Source organism: Malonomonas rubra (genome assembly GCF_003247215.1).
GTDB lineage: Bacteria > Desulfobacterota > Desulfuromonadia > Desulfuromonadales > Geopsychrobacteraceae > Malonomonas > Malonomonas rubra_A.
Genome location: NZ_QKAP01000063.1, coordinates 49,953 through 64,805 on the forward strand (window position 1 = coordinate 49,953; position 14,853 = coordinate 64,805).

Here is a 14,853-nt window from a genome sequence, read left to right on the forward strand (position 1 = left end):
GCAGTTAAATTAGATTATTTACATGATTATTCGCCAACGTGCAAGAAAAATAAAAGTGTTCCCAAGCAGACCGCTCAGAGATTAACAAGGATACAATGACTTCTGAAAACCGATTTCAGCTTGCAGATGGGCGGGTTTAAGCACGGCTTCAGGACTGACATAGCGTACTTCACATTCAAGTTCGAATCCGATCTGCTGATGCACGGTTTTTCTAATCAGTTCGATTAACGCCAAAACGTCAGCGGAACTGGCACCGCCTTGATTAACGATAAAGTTGGCATGTTGGCGAGAAACCTCCGCCTGCCCGACGCGGGTTCCTTTCAGGCCGGCATCCTCGATGATTTTCCCTGGCGGACCAACGCTGGCATGCATTTCAGCGGTACTGAGAAACACTGAACCACAGTTCGGAAGTTTACGCGGAAACTTCTGCCGACGCATACGCAAATCATCGATCATTTCACGCCGCACTTCATCCAAATCTCCCTGAGGGCACTCAAGCTCAGCCTCGACCACAACGCAGCCGGTCCCCTGCAGATCACTGTGCCGGTAGGAAAAGGCGCAGTCCTCTCGGTTCAAGTGCCGCACTTCTCCTTGCGCATCGACAATCGTCACCCGCACAATGTTCTCTCCAATCCCTTTGCGCTGGCTGCCGCCGTTCATCATCACCAGTCCGCCGAGGGTTCCGGGAATACCGACCGTGTGTTCCAGCCCGGTCAACCCGGCACGCATCGACAAACGCGCCAATTGCGGAACCCAAGTTCCGCCACCGGCGATAATCTTCTGCCCCTCGATACGGATCGAACCGAGCGCTGCACCGATCTTCATTACAACGCCACGTACCCCGGCATCGTCGAACAACAGGTTGGTCCCCTGCCCGATCACCACCAGTGGAACTTGGTATTCCTTCACCAACTTCACTACGGTTGCAACCTGCGCAACCGATTCCGGTTCAACAAACAGGTCAGCAGAACCGCCGATCTTCCAGCTGTTGTGTTTTGCCAGTGGAGCGTTCTCAGTGATCTTGCCGACCCCGGCGGCAGCTATTTTCTGTAGTCCTTCCGTCATCTGTTGGCCCTACGAAAATCGACCACCTGCAGTTGAACTGAACTTTGCCCGCGCCAGCGGTTGATGCCAGGCCGAAACAACAGATCGACTTCATCCGACAGTTCTTCGAATCGTTCGGCCATACCGAAGGCGATACAACCAAGTTGCAGATTATCCCGCTCGACGTCAAACTTGAGATGCTTCTCGCCTAAAATCCTCGGTGCAATCACGCTGCAGTTTTCGGCATAAAAAGCAGGCTGCGGATTTCCTGCCCCGAAGGGTTGCAAAGTTTCCAGCTCCGCAACCTGTCTCATGCTCAAATCGGACAATCGGCATTGCCCGTCATGGGAAATTTTCGGCACCAGATCTTCAGCAGTCAATTCCCGGCGAGCGACCTGCTCGAAAAGCTCGGTAAAAACTTCCAGCTTTTCCACGGATAAAGAAAGACCGGCCGCCATTGCATGGCCGCCGAAACCGAACAGTGGCTCGGCACATTGCTGCAAAGCGCGATAGAGATTAAAGTTACTGATGGAACGGCAGGAACCTTTGCCTTGCTCCTTTTCCAAAGAGATCATCACGGTCGGCCGATGATAACGCTCTACCAAGCGGCTGGCAACGATGCCGATCACGCCGGAATGCCAACGCGGATCGGCCAAAACAATGCTGTAGCGCTCTTTTTTCTCCAGTTCTGAGAGACGGCTGATTGCCTGCTCCAGGGTCTGCTGCTCTATCTGCTGGCGGTCACGATTGAAACTATCGAGAAGTTCAGCCAGTTCCTGCACCTCCTGCAGATCGTCGCCGAGCAAAAGTTTGACGCCGAGAGCAGCATCTTCCAAACGGCCGGCGGCATTTAACCGCGGTGCCAGCCGGAAGCCGACCGCTCCACAGGTGACCTGATTGACATCAGCCACCTTTTTCAGGGCCGCCATCCCCGGTCGTGTCCCCTGCTGAAGAAGTTGCAACCCAGCACGCACTAGGATTCGATTGACGCCACTGAGCGGGACAATATCAGCAATCGTGCCTAATGCGACCAGATCCAGACCTTGCCGCAAATCTGGTTCGGGATGATGATTGAAGTAACCGTTTTCACGTAAACGTCGCCGCAGTCCGACCAGCAGAAAAAAGGCTACTCCAACGCCGGACAACTCTGTCCAGGGGAAACGACTACCCGGCAGATGTGGATTGACCAGCGCCAAACAGATTGGCAGTTCATCGGGAGGCTGATGGTGGTCGGTGATGATCAGATCGAGCCCCAGCTCGGAAACAAGATCGGCTTCGGCGTGAGCGGTAACTCCGCAGTCGACCGAGACGATCAATTGGCAACCGTTATCCTTAGCCTGACGGATCGCATCAGCTGAAAGTCCGTAACCATCTTTCATCCGAAGCGGGATATGGTATTCGACCTGCCCGCCCAACTGGCGCAGGGTTTCGACCAGCAGCGTGCAGCCGGTAATACCATCGACGTCATAATCGCCATGCACAGCGATTTTCTCCCGGCGCACCAAGGCCTGTTCCAGGCGGCTGCAAGCAATTGCCATGTCGGGCAACAGACTCGGATCTGGCAAGGTTCCAAGACGGGCATGGATGAATTCCTGACCTTGCTCAGCGGTACAAATCCCGCGCAACAACAAAGCTCGTGCCGTCAGAGGTTGGATAGCGAGCTTTTCAGACAGAAAGTTTACTTCCGCCAGGCTCGGTTCGCTGTCCCGCAGCTGCCAGCGCCGTCCCTTCACCGGTTCCATCGATCCCTCGCATCCGGGTCTGGATTTGAGCGCATCGGCAGATAATCGATGATGCCCAGCCAGTCATCGATCCGGCCGTCATAAAAGCGGGTCGGAAGACTTTTTGCTGTGTGCCCTCCCCAGAAGTTTTTCTTCAGCACCACCTGCTTACGCACCCCTTCACCCAAACTGACTTCGTAGATACGGTTGTCGATAAAACTGTTGTTTTCAATCTTGTAGTCTTGTGGCGCCGAAGAGATGAACAGGCCTTTATCGTTATTGCGGATCAGGTTTTTACAGATGACCGGAGCACCGAAATGGAAACGGATGGCTGCGCCGTTGTTCTCAAACAGATTCTTCTCGATCAACATTTTCGTGTCATGAAAACGGACACCGACCAAGTTGTTAGCAAAGCGAGAATTTTCCACCACCACCCAAGACTCGCGTGCATGCACGGCACTGTCGGCCTGGCGAAAAACGGAATACTCAAACCGGGCTTGGGGCGAACCTTCAATATTGATCCCTCCCCAGCTCCCTGGCGGAGCACTGGCTTCAATATACTGGAAAGAGATCGGCGCATCCGCGGTGCCTTCCGCTAGCAGCTTCCCGCGTACTATCAGTTCACTTCCTGGGAAATAGGGATGCTCGCTCAGCTCATCTTCGCTTGGCGCAAGCGGCAGAAAAAAAACTTTGGTGCCAGGGGCAATAGTGAGGACGGCATCTTCAACCAAAATAACATTCCCCCGCAGATAAACCTCCCCCCGCCATTCGATCTGTCCCTGCAAATCGCCTTGAACGATCGGCTTCATCGCACAAGAGGGGAGCAAACCTAATGGAACCAGCAGCAAAATATAAAACAGCAGACGCAGCAAGAGTCTCGTCATAGAAAGAAGTCAGGCCGGGGCGAACCCCGGCCTGAGTCGATCAATTTATTGTGGTTGTTGAGTCGTTGGTTGATTCTTCAGCGCTTCCAGATCCGCCCGGACCTGCGCTGCACCCGGGCCGCTTGGGTTGATCGCCAGGAATTTTTCCCACGTTTCGATCGTTTTGGAGATATCCTGCAGATCATAACGATAAACGATGCCGAGATTGTAAAGGCTCTGCTGATGGTTCGGATTCAGCTTATTCGCCTCTTCGAAATTCTTGATCGCTTTATCGAACCAACCGAGCCGCCGATACATAACCCCTTGATCAGTCAATATGTTGGGATCGTTCCGGTCCAGTTCCAATGCTTTTTCATAGGCCTCGACTGCCTTCATCGCTTGGTCCGAGTCAAAATAGTTGTGCCCCAACTGAACCCAGGCATTACGATTGGACGGCTCTTTAGCCACGATCCCTTCCAGCATCGAAATCTGTTGCTGATAGTTGACCGCAGGGGCCGCAGGCGGAGCGCCGTTTCCTGCAACCTGGGGGTTTTTATCCTGCATATTGGTGAATATGACTGCGATCAAGCCACCAACAATCAAGGAAACGACGACCAGTAAAATCGTCTCTTTCTTCATCCTCTAACCTCCGCTGATGATCGGTTAAGAACTGGCAGATGCCTTTTTACGCTGCTCCCAGAAGATCAGTACCGGGCTGGCGACAAAAATCGACGAGTAGGTACCAACCAACACACCAACCAGCATAGCAAATGCGAAATTGTGAATCACACCACCACCGAGAACAAACAGAGCCAGTACAACCAACAGGGTTGTCCCCGAGGTCAGCAAGGTTCTCGACAGGGTCTCGTTAACACTGCGGTTGACAATAAACGAAAAATTTTCTTTATGGTGTCTGCCGAGATTTTCGCGGATTCGGTCGTAGACGATGATGGTGTCGTTGAGCGAATAACCGATGATCGCCAGAAAAGCCGCGATGATCGGTAGGTCGATCTCCTTACCGAAGACACTGAAAGCCCCCAGAGTGATCAGCACGTCATGCGCCAAGGCAAGGATCGCACCGACGGCGAAGCGGAATTCGAAACGCCAGGAAATATAAACCAGAATCCCGAGCATGGCATAGAGAATTGCCTGCAGACCTTTGGAACGCAGGTCCTTACCAACCTGCGGCCCAACCATCTCGACCCGGCGGATATCTACGGAGCCATCTTTATAGGTTGATTCCAAGGCCTTTTCAATCTGGTCCGAAAGTCCTTGCAACTCAGCGGAGCTGTTCTCAACCCGGATCAGAAACTCGTTCTGGTTATCACCGAACGACTGCACGACCAGGCTGCCGAGTTCGATCCCGGAGAGCGCCTTTTTAATCGCGGCAGGATCGGTATCCTCAGAAAACTGAACCTGCACCAACGTACCACCAGCGAAGTCGATACCGTAATCGGGACCACCTTTGACCACCAACGAGACAAGTCCGACCAGTATCAAAACCGCGGAAACAATCAGCGCCAGTTTGCGTTTGCCAACAAAATCGAAATTTGTATCAGGCTTGATCAGCTGCATGCCGCAAAAGCCTCCTTATATACTTAGCCGCTTGACTTCGCGGCCCTGCAGGAAAAAGTCGAAAATAACCCGCGACACGAAGATCGCAGTAAACAGCGAGGCAATAATACCGATCGACAGGGTCACGGCAAAACCTTTAACCGGCCCAGTACCAAACTGGAACAGGACCAGGGCCGCCAACAGGGTTGTCAGGTTGGCATCGATAATGGTCAGGAACGCCTTGCCATAGCCGACCTCGAGAGCAATCTTAGGCGCCTTGCCGAGCCGCAGCTCCTCGCGAATCCGTTCAAAAATCAAGACGTTGGCGTCAACTGCCATACCGACAGTCAGCACGATACCTGCCAAACCCGGCAGGGTAAGAGTTGCACCGAACATCGACAGCATCGCCGAGATGAACAGCAGATTAAGAACCAAGGCCACGACAGCTACGACACCAGAAAACTGGTAGTAGATGATCATGGCGACAACCACCAGCAGGCCACCGATCAGGATCGACTTGATCCCCTTGTCGATCGAATCCTGACCAAGGGACGGACCAACGGTACGATTTTCGAGGATTTTCACCGGTGCAGGCAAAGAACCTGCCCGCAGCACAATCGCCAGGTCAGTCGCTTCCTGGGAGGTAAAAGAGCCTGAGATCTGCGCGCTGCCACCAGCAATCCGCTCACGGATCACCGGAGCCGAGTAGACCGAGTCATCCAGCACAATCGCCATCCGCTTCCCAACATTGGCGGCTGTGATCTGATCGAAGCGCTTGGCACCGACGGAGTTAAAATCGATGGCGACATATGGCTCGTTGAAACGGGTATTAATTCGCACGTTGGCATCGGAAAGCAGGTCACCAGTCAACACGGTTTTATCGTATACCACCAGTGGAGTCTCGGTCACCGCACCGGTCGAACGATTAGTGCTCCTCTCGTAAAGCAGCTGAGTTCCTTCCGGAAGCTTTCCGGCAATGGCATCCTGCACATTGGCATCTTCGGCCACCATTTTGAATTCGAGGCGCGCGGTTTTACCGAGCAGCGAGATCGCCCGCTCAGGGTCCTTGACACCGGGCAGCTGAATCAGAATTCGGTTACCACTTTGACGCTGCAGGGTCGGCTCACTGACGCCGAACTGGTCAACCCGGTTGCGCATGGTTTCCAGCGCCTGGCGCACCGCATAGTCCTTGACGTTGGCGATCTCACTGTCGCTCAAGCGATAATGCTTTTCAATATAACCGCCAACTCCACTGAAGGTTTCCGCTTCCAAAGACGGGTAATTTTCGGTCATCAGGGTATCGACCTTGGCCCCCTCTTCTTGATCATAGACGATTATCACCAGGCGGTCGCCCTGACGGCGCTCAATCCGCTTGAAGACAATATCCTTCTCACGCAACTGTGTTTCAACCTGATCAATAATGGTATCGATCCGGCTTTCCACCGCCTTATCGACATCGACACCCAGCACCAAGTGCATCCCGCCCTGCAGGTCGAGACCAAGATGAATCGGGTCGAAAGTATTAAGCCACCACTGCGGCAGGCTGTCCCGCATCAATGTCGGGGCCATGGCGAAAAGTGACAGGAGCAGGCAGAAGATTATTAGGCCACCCCTGAGTTTTAGACTATTGGACATCTGCGTCGTATCTCCCTTTAGATATCAACATGTCTGGTCAAAAGACCATCTGTTTTCCGTCCGGTCGGGCAAAAGACTATTGCTTGACCTCGGTGATGGCCGAACGGTTCATTTTCATCTTCACCCCGGTGGCAACCTCGAGGACGATGGTGGCCTCTTCAACGGAAGAGATTTTGCCGTGGATGCCGCCTGCAGTGACAATCTGATCACCCGGCTTGAGGTTACTAACCAATTCCTTATGTTGCTTGGCCCTTTTCTGCTGTGGACGAATCAGCAGAAAGTAAAAAATCGCGAACATCGCGACCAGCATGATCAGCCCTTCATACCCCTGCTGACCTTGCGCTGCACCGTTCCCTGCCATTGCGAATGCTTCTGTTGCCATAAGTAGAGTTCCTCCCGTTGCGTGTTCAGTGCCAAAAACAGAGACTGGCAAAAATAAAAAAATTACTGGTTTCTTTTCCGATAAAACTCGGCTCGAAATTCAGTAAAGTTCCCGCTCTCAAGAGCCGACCGAATTCCCGCCATGAGTTGTTGATAATAATAAAGATTGTGGTGCGTGTTAAGTACTGATGACAGAATTTCTCCACTCATAAACAAATGCCGCAGGTACGCCCGACTGTAATTGCGGCAGACATAGCAATCGCAGTCAGGATCGATCGGCTGCTTATCTTCGCGGTATTTCGCCTGTTTGATGCTGATCTTGCCGAAGTTGGTGAACAGATTGCCGTTGCGCGCGTTGCGGGTCGGCATAACGCAGTCAAACATATCACAACCGCGCGCCACACCCTCTACTAAATTTTCCGGAGTGCCGATCCCCATCACGTAGCGCGGTTTACCCTCCGGCAAAAGTGGCAGGGCAAACTCCATCATCTCGTACATAAGCACAGTTTCTTCACCCACCGAAAGACCGCCCAGTGCATACCCCTCGAAGCCAATTTCCAAAAGTTGCTCGGCACTTTGGCGACGCAGATCAGTATGCATTCCCCCCTGGACAATGCCGAACAGGGCAGAATCGCAAGAACAGGCCGGCATCGCTTTCCGGCAACGCTTGGCCCAACGGGCAGACAGGTTGGTCGAGTCTATCACATACTTGCGTTCAGCCGGATGCGGGATACACTCGTCAAACACCATGATGATATCCGAGCCGAGCGCCTGCTGAATCTCAATCGACAGCTCCGGGGTCAGCAGATGTTTGCTGCCGTCGAGGTGCGATTGGAAGGACGCCCCCTCTTCGCTAATCTTGCGAAGCTCGCCAAGGCTGAACACCTGAAAACCGCCGCTATCTGTCAGAATCGGCCGATCCCAGTTCATAAACTTATGCAGTCCACCGAGCTGCTGCACCAGTTTGTGGCCGGGCCGCAAATAGAGGTGGTACGTGTTGGCCAGAATGATCTGGGCACCGATTTCTTTGAGCGCCTCCGGCAACAACCCCTTGACCGTTCCTTGGGTCCCGACCGGCATAAAAACAGGCGTATCAATAACGCCACGCGCAGTTGTGATCCGCCCGCGCCGCGCTTGTGATATGCTGTCCTGTTTTAATAGATCGTATCTAAATGCGGACAATGCTCCGCCGCTCCTTGTTAGTAGATCAGCATGCAGTCGCCGTAGCTGAAAAAACGGAACCGCTCTTCAACCGCACGACGATAAGCAGACAGAATAAATTCGCGACCGCCAAAGGCGGACACCAACATCAGCAGCGTCGATTTCGGCAGGTGAAAGTTGGTGATCAATGCATCGACCAGCTTAAAACGATAACCGGGATAAATAAAAATATCGCTCTCTCCCCGTCCTGCCTGCAACCTGCCATCCTTGGTTACCGCCGTCTCGAGGGTTCGGGCGCTAGTGGTTCCCAACGCGAAAATACGGCGACCTTCCCGACGGGCCCGATTCACGGCATCCGCCGTCGCCTGCGGAACATGGTAGATCTCGCTATGCATCTTATGCTGCGACACATCCTCTACCCGCACCGGCAAAAAGGTTCCCAGACCGACATGCAATGTCAGCGAGCAAATCTCTACCCCTATATTACGCAAGCGCTGCAATATCTCTTCAGTGAAGTGCAAGCCGGCTGTCGGCGCTGCGACCGCTCCTTTTTCGCGGGCAAAAACGGTCTGGTACCGGGAACGGTCGTCTTGGCTATCTTCACGTTTGATATAGGGCGGCAATGGTAGATGGCCGATTTTCTCGACCAGTTGCATGAAGTTGCCGTCGCAGTGAAATCTTACCCGGCGGTAAGGCGACTCCACTTCCTCTAAGATTTCCCCTTGTAACCCAGCCTCCAACTCGACCAGAGTCCCTGGCTTAGGTGCCCGTGAGCTCTTGGTCAGGCAAAACCACTCTTCCGCCGCTTCGGTCTGCATATCCCGCCGAACGAGGAAAATCTCGACCTTCCCGCCAGTCTGCTTCTGCCCCAATAAGCGTGCCGGGATAACCTGGGTATCGTTCAGGACCAGTAGATCTCCAGAACAGAAAAAGTTCGGCAGATCACTAAAATTTCCACAGGAGACCCGTTTTGTTTCTCTTTCCAAAGACATTAAACGCGACGTATCACGTCGCGCAGCCGGCTGTTGAGCGATCAACTCTTCCGGCAGAGCAAAATCGAAATCATTTAGCTGCATCAGTACTTTCCAAACGGTAAAACCAGCGACCTAGAGAATCATAATCAAAAATCAAAGTCAATTGCTTTCCACGGTGCTCTTGTAGGACCTTTTCCCCAGATTAGAATTGCTGCTTTTTTTCTAAAATACCGTATTATACACATGAATACCATTTATCGATGATCGCGTTTAACACACAGAAAAGTGTATATCGACAAATATCGTTGCCGGAGAAAGATTCCCGTGCCAGAGGCCTGCAGCGTGCGCCATCTCCAGCAATCCGGCAACCTGCTCGATAAGTTCCAGGCTTCGGCGAACCGGGAAAGGGCTTGCGAGACAATCCTTCAGAGAGATGCCGACTGGAAATGGATAAACACAATAACTGTGACTAACCGTTGCTTCAGCAGCCAACAGGCCAATCTGCCCGGAGAAAGACTGACCGATCAACAGGTTCGCCTGATCAATAGATACCTTGCGGGCTTTTTTCCCGCAGTCAGTTCAGCGGGAAACAGCAGCATGCGGGCAGCGTCCCCCACGGGTCCTGCGACCTGATATATCACAAATAATGGGTTTTCGTTGAGCGGCGTGACAACCTGATAGTCAGCTATGGAGTGACCGCATGCCAACATAAAAATGCTCCCACAGCAAAGACAAATCAACTGATAGTTTCACGATTATCCAGTCTGAAAAACTAGGGGAAAAGTGGTACGATTCCGAGTCCTAGCTGCTCCTTAACGCCGCAGATCAAATTCATATTCTGTACCGCTTGACCAGCAGCGCCCTTGACCAGGTTATCGATCACTGACACGACTATCACACGCCCAGTCCTCTCATCACTGACCACGCCGATATCACAGAAGTTTGTGCCACGGACATAGGCAACATTCGGCAACTCCCCACTAGGCATTACCCGCACGAACTTTTCCTTGCCATAAAAAGATTGATACAGCCCGATAAGTTCAGCGGTGTTCTCCTCCCCGCGCAGGGTCGCATACATTGTTGACAGGATTCCCCGGTTGATCGGCAATAAATGCGGAGTAAAATTGACCAGAACCGGACTTCCGGACAAAACCGTCAAGGTTTGTTCGATTTCAGGAGTGTGCCTGTGACTAGCCACTCCATAGGCCTTAAAACCCTCATTAACTTCGCAATAGAGGCTTCCTTGCTTGGCTCCCCTCCCGGCCCCGCTAGTTCCCGACTTGCTGTCGATCACCAGGGTCGAAGGATCGACCAGATCGTACTTTAGCAAGGGTGCCAAGCCGAGGGCAACGCTGGTTGGATAGCAACCGGGATTGGCAATCAATCTCGCTCCCGCAATTTCCGACCGAAACAGCTCCGGAAGACCGTAGATCGCCTCGGCCAAAAGCTCCGGGCTGCTATGTTCCTGATACCAGTGCTCATAAACCGCCTGATCCTTCAAGCGGTAATCTGCCGACAAATCGACAACCTTGCAACCGGCGGCAAGAAAACCCGGAATAACATCCATCGCCGACTTGTGCGGCAGGGCAGTAAATACCAACTCCGACTTTGCGGCAATCGCGTCAACATCGAGCGACTCGCAGACCAGTTCACAAAAACCGGTCAGCGAAGGAAAAGCCCGGCTGATCGGCAAACCTTCATGCTGCCGAGATGTAACACAGGTTATCTCTACCTCGGGATGGCCGATCAAAAGCCGAATCAATTCAACGCCGGTATACCCACTAGCTCCGACTACAGCGACTTTCAACATAGTTATTTCCCTATCTCCCATTCACAAAGGAATGGAATCTAAACCGTAATAATTGTTATGCATAATAGCTATTGAACCGGCCCTTGTCGACCCCGGATAAAAAAAGAGGGAAACCCGTCAGGCTTCCCTCTTTTGATCGAACAATCTGCTGTACGAAACAGCCTGTAGCGCTTAACGCTTGGAGAACTGGAAGCTCCGGCGCGCTGCACGGCGGCCATACTTTTTCCGTTCTTTGACGCGGCTGTCACGAGTAATGAAGCCTGCCTTCTTCAGAACGGCACGCAGTTCAGGATCAATCTCCAGCAGAGCACGGGTGATGCCATGCTTAATGGCTCCTGCCTGGCCAGAAGCACCGCCACCGCAGACGTTGACGTAGATGTCATACTTGCCTGCATTGTCGGTCAGTTCAAGCGGCTGACGAACCACCATCTTGGAGGTTTCGCGACCGAAGAACTCATCTATAGTGCGCTTGTTAATGGTGATCTCGCCGCTACCCGGCTTCAACCAGACACGGGCGATTGAGGTTTTTCTTTTACCAGTTGCGTAAAACTTCTGCTCAGCCATCTAGCTATCTCCTAAATCTTCAGTTCTTTAGGCTGCTGGGCGGCATGAGGATGTTCGCCACCGGCGTAGACCTTGAGTTTTTTGAACATCTTGCGACCCAGCTTGCTCTTGGGCAGCATACCCTTAACAGCCGACTGCAGAACCATCTCCGGTTTTTTAGCAAGCAGCTTCTCTGCGTTGATCTCACGGATACCACCAGGGTAACCAGTATGGTGGTAATATTTCTTGTCGGCCAGTTTGTTACCGGTCAATTTGACCTTATCGGCATTCAGCACAACAACGAAATCGCCAGTGTCAACGCTCGGGGTGTAGATTGGCTTATGCTTGCCACGCAAAACGCGGGCAATTTCAGTCGCGGCGCGACCGAGGACGACGTCCTCAAGATCGACCACGTACCAAGCTCTCTTGATATCTTGCTCTTTAGCGATTTGAGTACTCATCGCGTTCCTCTCCAGATTTACATATCTTTAGGGGTTGTGGGGCTCACAAAGCGGAAAAGGTATCCGACTTGCCCCTCACTGTCAAGGGAATTCGACAGCAAATCCTAGAATATTTCGGCAATATTTCAGCGGCTTAATCGATCCGTCAATACTCGACTTCCATCAGGCACAAACCCTGGGCTGGAGCGGTCAGCGCCGGGCCGATTTCCATGCTACCGCACAGCAGCTTTTCGACATCGATGACTGGGCGCTTTCCACGGCCGATTTCCACCAGAGTGCCGATCATCATCCGCACCATGTTTTTCAGAAAACCGGATCCGCAGACATCGATATACAACATTTCTCCCTCTTCGATCAGATCTACTGAAAATATCCTCCGCCAGGTTGTTTCCGCTGCACAGCCGCTGGTACGGAAGGCGGCAAAATCATGCTCGCCGACGAACTGTTGGGCCGCCCTGCGCATACTTACCATATCGAGAGGCTGCCGAATCTGCCAACTGGTACGTCGCTGCAGCGGCGAGCGCACCTCAGTACGCATCAAGCTGTAACGATAGCGTTTCCTCTTTGCCGAAAAACGGGCATGAAAATCATCATCGACAATCTCGGCCTTGCGAACGGCGATGGTGACCGGCAAAAATCGATTCACCCCTTCTCGCCAGGCGCTTAACGGCAGTCCCCGATCCGAATCGAAGTGGCAAACCATGCCGAGTGCGTGCACACCAGCGTCAGTTCGTCCAGAGGAATACACCCGCACCTTTTCTCCCAGCAATTGCTCCAGAGCGAGTTCAACCCGCTGCTGGATTGAAACCCCATTCGGCTGCACCTGCCAGCCAACGAAATCGGTGCCATCATATTCTATCGTTAACTTGATTCTAGCCATCTAAACCATCCAGATTAGAGCCAGCAAAAAGATTCCAACAGCAAAAACAACTCAATCATAGCGCGTCAAACGACGATCACAGTCCTCATGAGTCGCGATTTTTGCCTGAACTCCGAAAGGGATCTCCTCCGCCAATCGATCAGCCAGATCAATCAGGTGCATCAGCAGAGGAGCAACCAATACAGCCCTGCCCTTGAGCCCCGCGAACCCTTTGGAAACCTCAGACTCATCCTGAAGCTGGGCCACCTCTTCACAAATGATCGAAAAAAAAACTGTATTCCAAGGATCCGCCCCACTGCAGCTTTTCGAACCGACAATCCAAAGCGTTGCAACAGTTGGTTATCGACCAGCAAACCACTCAACAGGCCATCATACGAAAGCCACTTGGTACCAAGCAGGGTGCGACTGGGAGTAAAATACAGATGCAACAGCCCGGCAACCATTCATTGTCGAGAAAAGATTGCCCAGCAAAAGGCAGGGCAACAGCAAATTCAGGCGAGGGTCAAGCTGATGCAGGTTGCTGCCGCCTGCCCGGCAAACTCCCGGATATGCTTGTCCAAAACTCGGCATAAAACTGCATCAGGGGACGCAATCGCCCCCTGATCGAGATAGACCTCAAACGACCGAGGCCGCCATAAACTTAGAGACGTGCGATAATCGCATCACCTATTTCAACGGTATTGACCTTCTTCTCGCCTTCTTTTCCCTGATAGATATCACCAGTACGATAACCGTCGTTGAGAGTCTTTTCGACCGCAGCGTCGATTGCGTCAGCTGCTTCTACCATCCCGAAGGAGTAACGCAGCATCATCGAGGCAGAAAGAATTTGGGCGATCGGATTGGCAATCCCCTGCCCGGCTATATCGGGAGCGCTGCCGCCGGACGGCTCGTACATACCGAAGGAACCTTCCGCCAGCGACGCGGAAGGGAGCATGCCGAGGGAACCGGTCAGCATGGCCGCTTCGTCGGAAATAATGTCGCCGAACATGTTGCCACAGAGCATTACGTCAAACTGCTTCGGCCAGCGTACCAGCTGCATCGCGGCGTTATCGACATACATATGTGACAACTCGATATCCGGATATTCCTTGGCGACCCGCTCGACAGTTTCACGCCAGACAACCGAGGTCGACAGCACGTTCGCCTTGTCGATGGAGCAGACTTTCTTGCCCCGCTTGCGGGCAGCCTCGAAAGCGACGTGGGAGATTCGCTCAATCTCAGCATCCGAATATTTCATGGTGTCGAAACCGGTGCGAGCAACGCCTTCACCCTCGATTCCCTTCGGCTCGGCGAAGTAGATACCACCGGTCAGCTCACGCACCACCAGCAGGTCGAAACCACCATCAATCACCTCTTCCTTCAAACTGGATGCCCCGGTCAAGGCCGGGAAAATGATTGCTGGGCGCAGGTTGCAGAACAGACCGAAAATCTTGCGCAACGGTAGCAGCGCACCCCGCTCTGGCTGCTCGTCGGGTGGCAGGCTTTCCCACTTCGGGCCACCGACGCTACCGAACAGAATGGCCTCGGAGGCCTTGCAGATTTCTACGGTGCTGTCGGGCAGCGCCTTGCCTTCATTATCGATACCGGCACCACCAACGTTGGCGGTAGTGCGCTCGAATTTCACATGGAATTTTTTTTCAATCGCGTCGAGCACTTTAAGTGCTTCGGCCATAACCTCAGGCCCAATCCCATCACCGGGCAAAACTGCAACCTTGTAAGTCGATGCCATTTCAATTTCTCCTCAAATAATTTAAAACCCCACACGGCGGGGCGAAACGGCTAAGACTATAGGAAGGGCCTGTTTTTTTGTCAATTTTTTTGTTTCA

Annotated in this window: 16 protein-coding genes; all 16 read right to left on the bottom strand. The window is 52.9% G+C overall.

From position 1 onward, the window contains the following. Window positions 1-81: 81 nt before the first annotated feature. Window positions 82-1,065, bottom strand: coding sequence for a UDP-N-acetylmuramate dehydrogenase (murB, locus tag Q7J88_RS06110; protein WP_303721271.1), 984 nt, complete (start codon window positions 1,063-1,065; stop codon window positions 82-84). Beyond that, window positions 1,062-2,786 (bottom strand): single-stranded-DNA-specific exonuclease RecJ, encoded by a 1,725-nt coding sequence (recJ, locus tag Q7J88_RS06115; RefSeq protein WP_303721272.1) that lies wholly within the window; start codon window positions 2,784-2,786, stop codon window positions 1,062-1,064. Before recJ ends, murB begins: the two co-directional genes overlap by 4 nt. After that, on the bottom strand, window positions 2,774-3,649 hold the full coding sequence (locus tag Q7J88_RS06120; RefSeq protein WP_303721273.1) for a right-handed parallel beta-helix repeat-containing protein: 876 nt from the start codon (window positions 3,647-3,649) through the stop codon (window positions 2,774-2,776). The genes recJ and Q7J88_RS06120 overlap by 13 nt, the downstream gene beginning before the upstream one ends. Window positions 3,650-3,694: 45 nt before the next feature. Then, complete coding sequence (locus tag Q7J88_RS06125; RefSeq protein ID WP_303721274.1) at window positions 3,695-4,267, bottom strand: tetratricopeptide repeat protein; 573 nt, start codon at window positions 4,265-4,267, stop codon at window positions 3,695-3,697. Between the two features lie 24 nt (window positions 4,268-4,291). Continuing rightward, window positions 4,292-5,203, bottom strand: coding sequence for a protein translocase subunit SecF (gene secF / locus Q7J88_RS06130; RefSeq protein WP_303721275.1), 912 nt, complete (start codon window positions 5,201-5,203; stop codon window positions 4,292-4,294). Between the two features lie 15 nt (window positions 5,204-5,218). Then, complete coding sequence (secD, locus tag Q7J88_RS06135; protein WP_303721276.1) at window positions 5,219-6,817, bottom strand: protein translocase subunit SecD; 1,599 nt, start codon at window positions 6,815-6,817, stop codon at window positions 5,219-5,221. A 76-nt stretch (window positions 6,818-6,893) separates the two neighbouring features. Continuing rightward, the gene (yajC, locus tag Q7J88_RS06140; protein ID WP_303721277.1) at window positions 6,894-7,199 is read right to left on the bottom strand and encodes a preprotein translocase subunit YajC; all 306 of its coding nucleotides are present in this window, start codon (window positions 7,197-7,199) and stop codon (window positions 6,894-6,896) included. A gap of 62 nt (window positions 7,200-7,261) precedes the next feature. Next, window positions 7,262-8,380: a tRNA guanosine(34) transglycosylase Tgt gene (gene tgt, locus Q7J88_RS06145; protein ID WP_303721278.1), complete on the bottom strand. Its 1,119-nt coding sequence runs from the start codon at window positions 8,378-8,380 to the stop codon at window positions 7,262-7,264. 17 nt (window positions 8,381-8,397) lie between these two features. After that, window positions 8,398-9,435 carry a tRNA preQ1(34) S-adenosylmethionine ribosyltransferase-isomerase QueA gene (queA, locus tag Q7J88_RS06150; RefSeq protein WP_303721279.1) on the bottom strand — a complete coding sequence of 346 codons (1,038 nt, stop codon included), beginning with the start codon at window positions 9,433-9,435 and terminating at the stop codon, window positions 8,398-8,400. A 168-nt stretch (window positions 9,436-9,603) separates the two neighbouring features. Then, on the bottom strand, window positions 9,604-9,861 hold the full coding sequence (locus Q7J88_RS06155) for a hypothetical protein (RefSeq protein ID WP_303721280.1): 258 nt from the start codon (window positions 9,859-9,861) through the stop codon (window positions 9,604-9,606). A 244-nt stretch (window positions 9,862-10,105) separates the two neighbouring features. Continuing rightward, window positions 10,106-11,143: an N-acetyl-gamma-glutamyl-phosphate reductase gene (gene argC / locus Q7J88_RS06160; RefSeq protein ID WP_303721281.1), complete on the bottom strand. Its 1,038-nt coding sequence runs from the start codon at window positions 11,141-11,143 to the stop codon at window positions 10,106-10,108. Between the two features lie 171 nt (window positions 11,144-11,314). After that, entirely contained in the window at window positions 11,315-11,707 is a 393-nt protein-coding gene (gene rpsI / locus Q7J88_RS06165) for a 30S ribosomal protein S9 (protein WP_303721282.1), read from the bottom strand. Window positions 11,708-11,718: 11 nt separating this feature from the next. Then, a complete protein-coding gene (rplM, locus tag Q7J88_RS06170) occupies window positions 11,719-12,147 on the bottom strand; it encodes a 50S ribosomal protein L13 (RefSeq protein ID WP_303721283.1) in 429 nt (142 codons plus the stop codon). Window positions 12,148-12,292: 145 nt separating this feature from the next. Then, window positions 12,293-13,027 (bottom strand): tRNA pseudouridine(38-40) synthase TruA, encoded by a 735-nt coding sequence (gene truA / locus Q7J88_RS06175; protein ID WP_303721284.1) that lies wholly within the window; start codon window positions 13,025-13,027, stop codon window positions 12,293-12,295. Between the two features lie 51 nt (window positions 13,028-13,078). Then, window positions 13,079-13,273, bottom strand: a complete 195-nt coding sequence (locus Q7J88_RS06180; protein ID WP_303721285.1) for a hypothetical protein — start codon at window positions 13,271-13,273, stop codon at window positions 13,079-13,081. Window positions 13,274-13,667: 394 nt separating this feature from the next. Then, complete coding sequence (gene leuB / locus Q7J88_RS06185; protein WP_303721286.1) at window positions 13,668-14,756, bottom strand: 3-isopropylmalate dehydrogenase; 1,089 nt, start codon at window positions 14,754-14,756, stop codon at window positions 13,668-13,670. Window positions 14,757-14,853 lie beyond the last annotated feature (97 nt).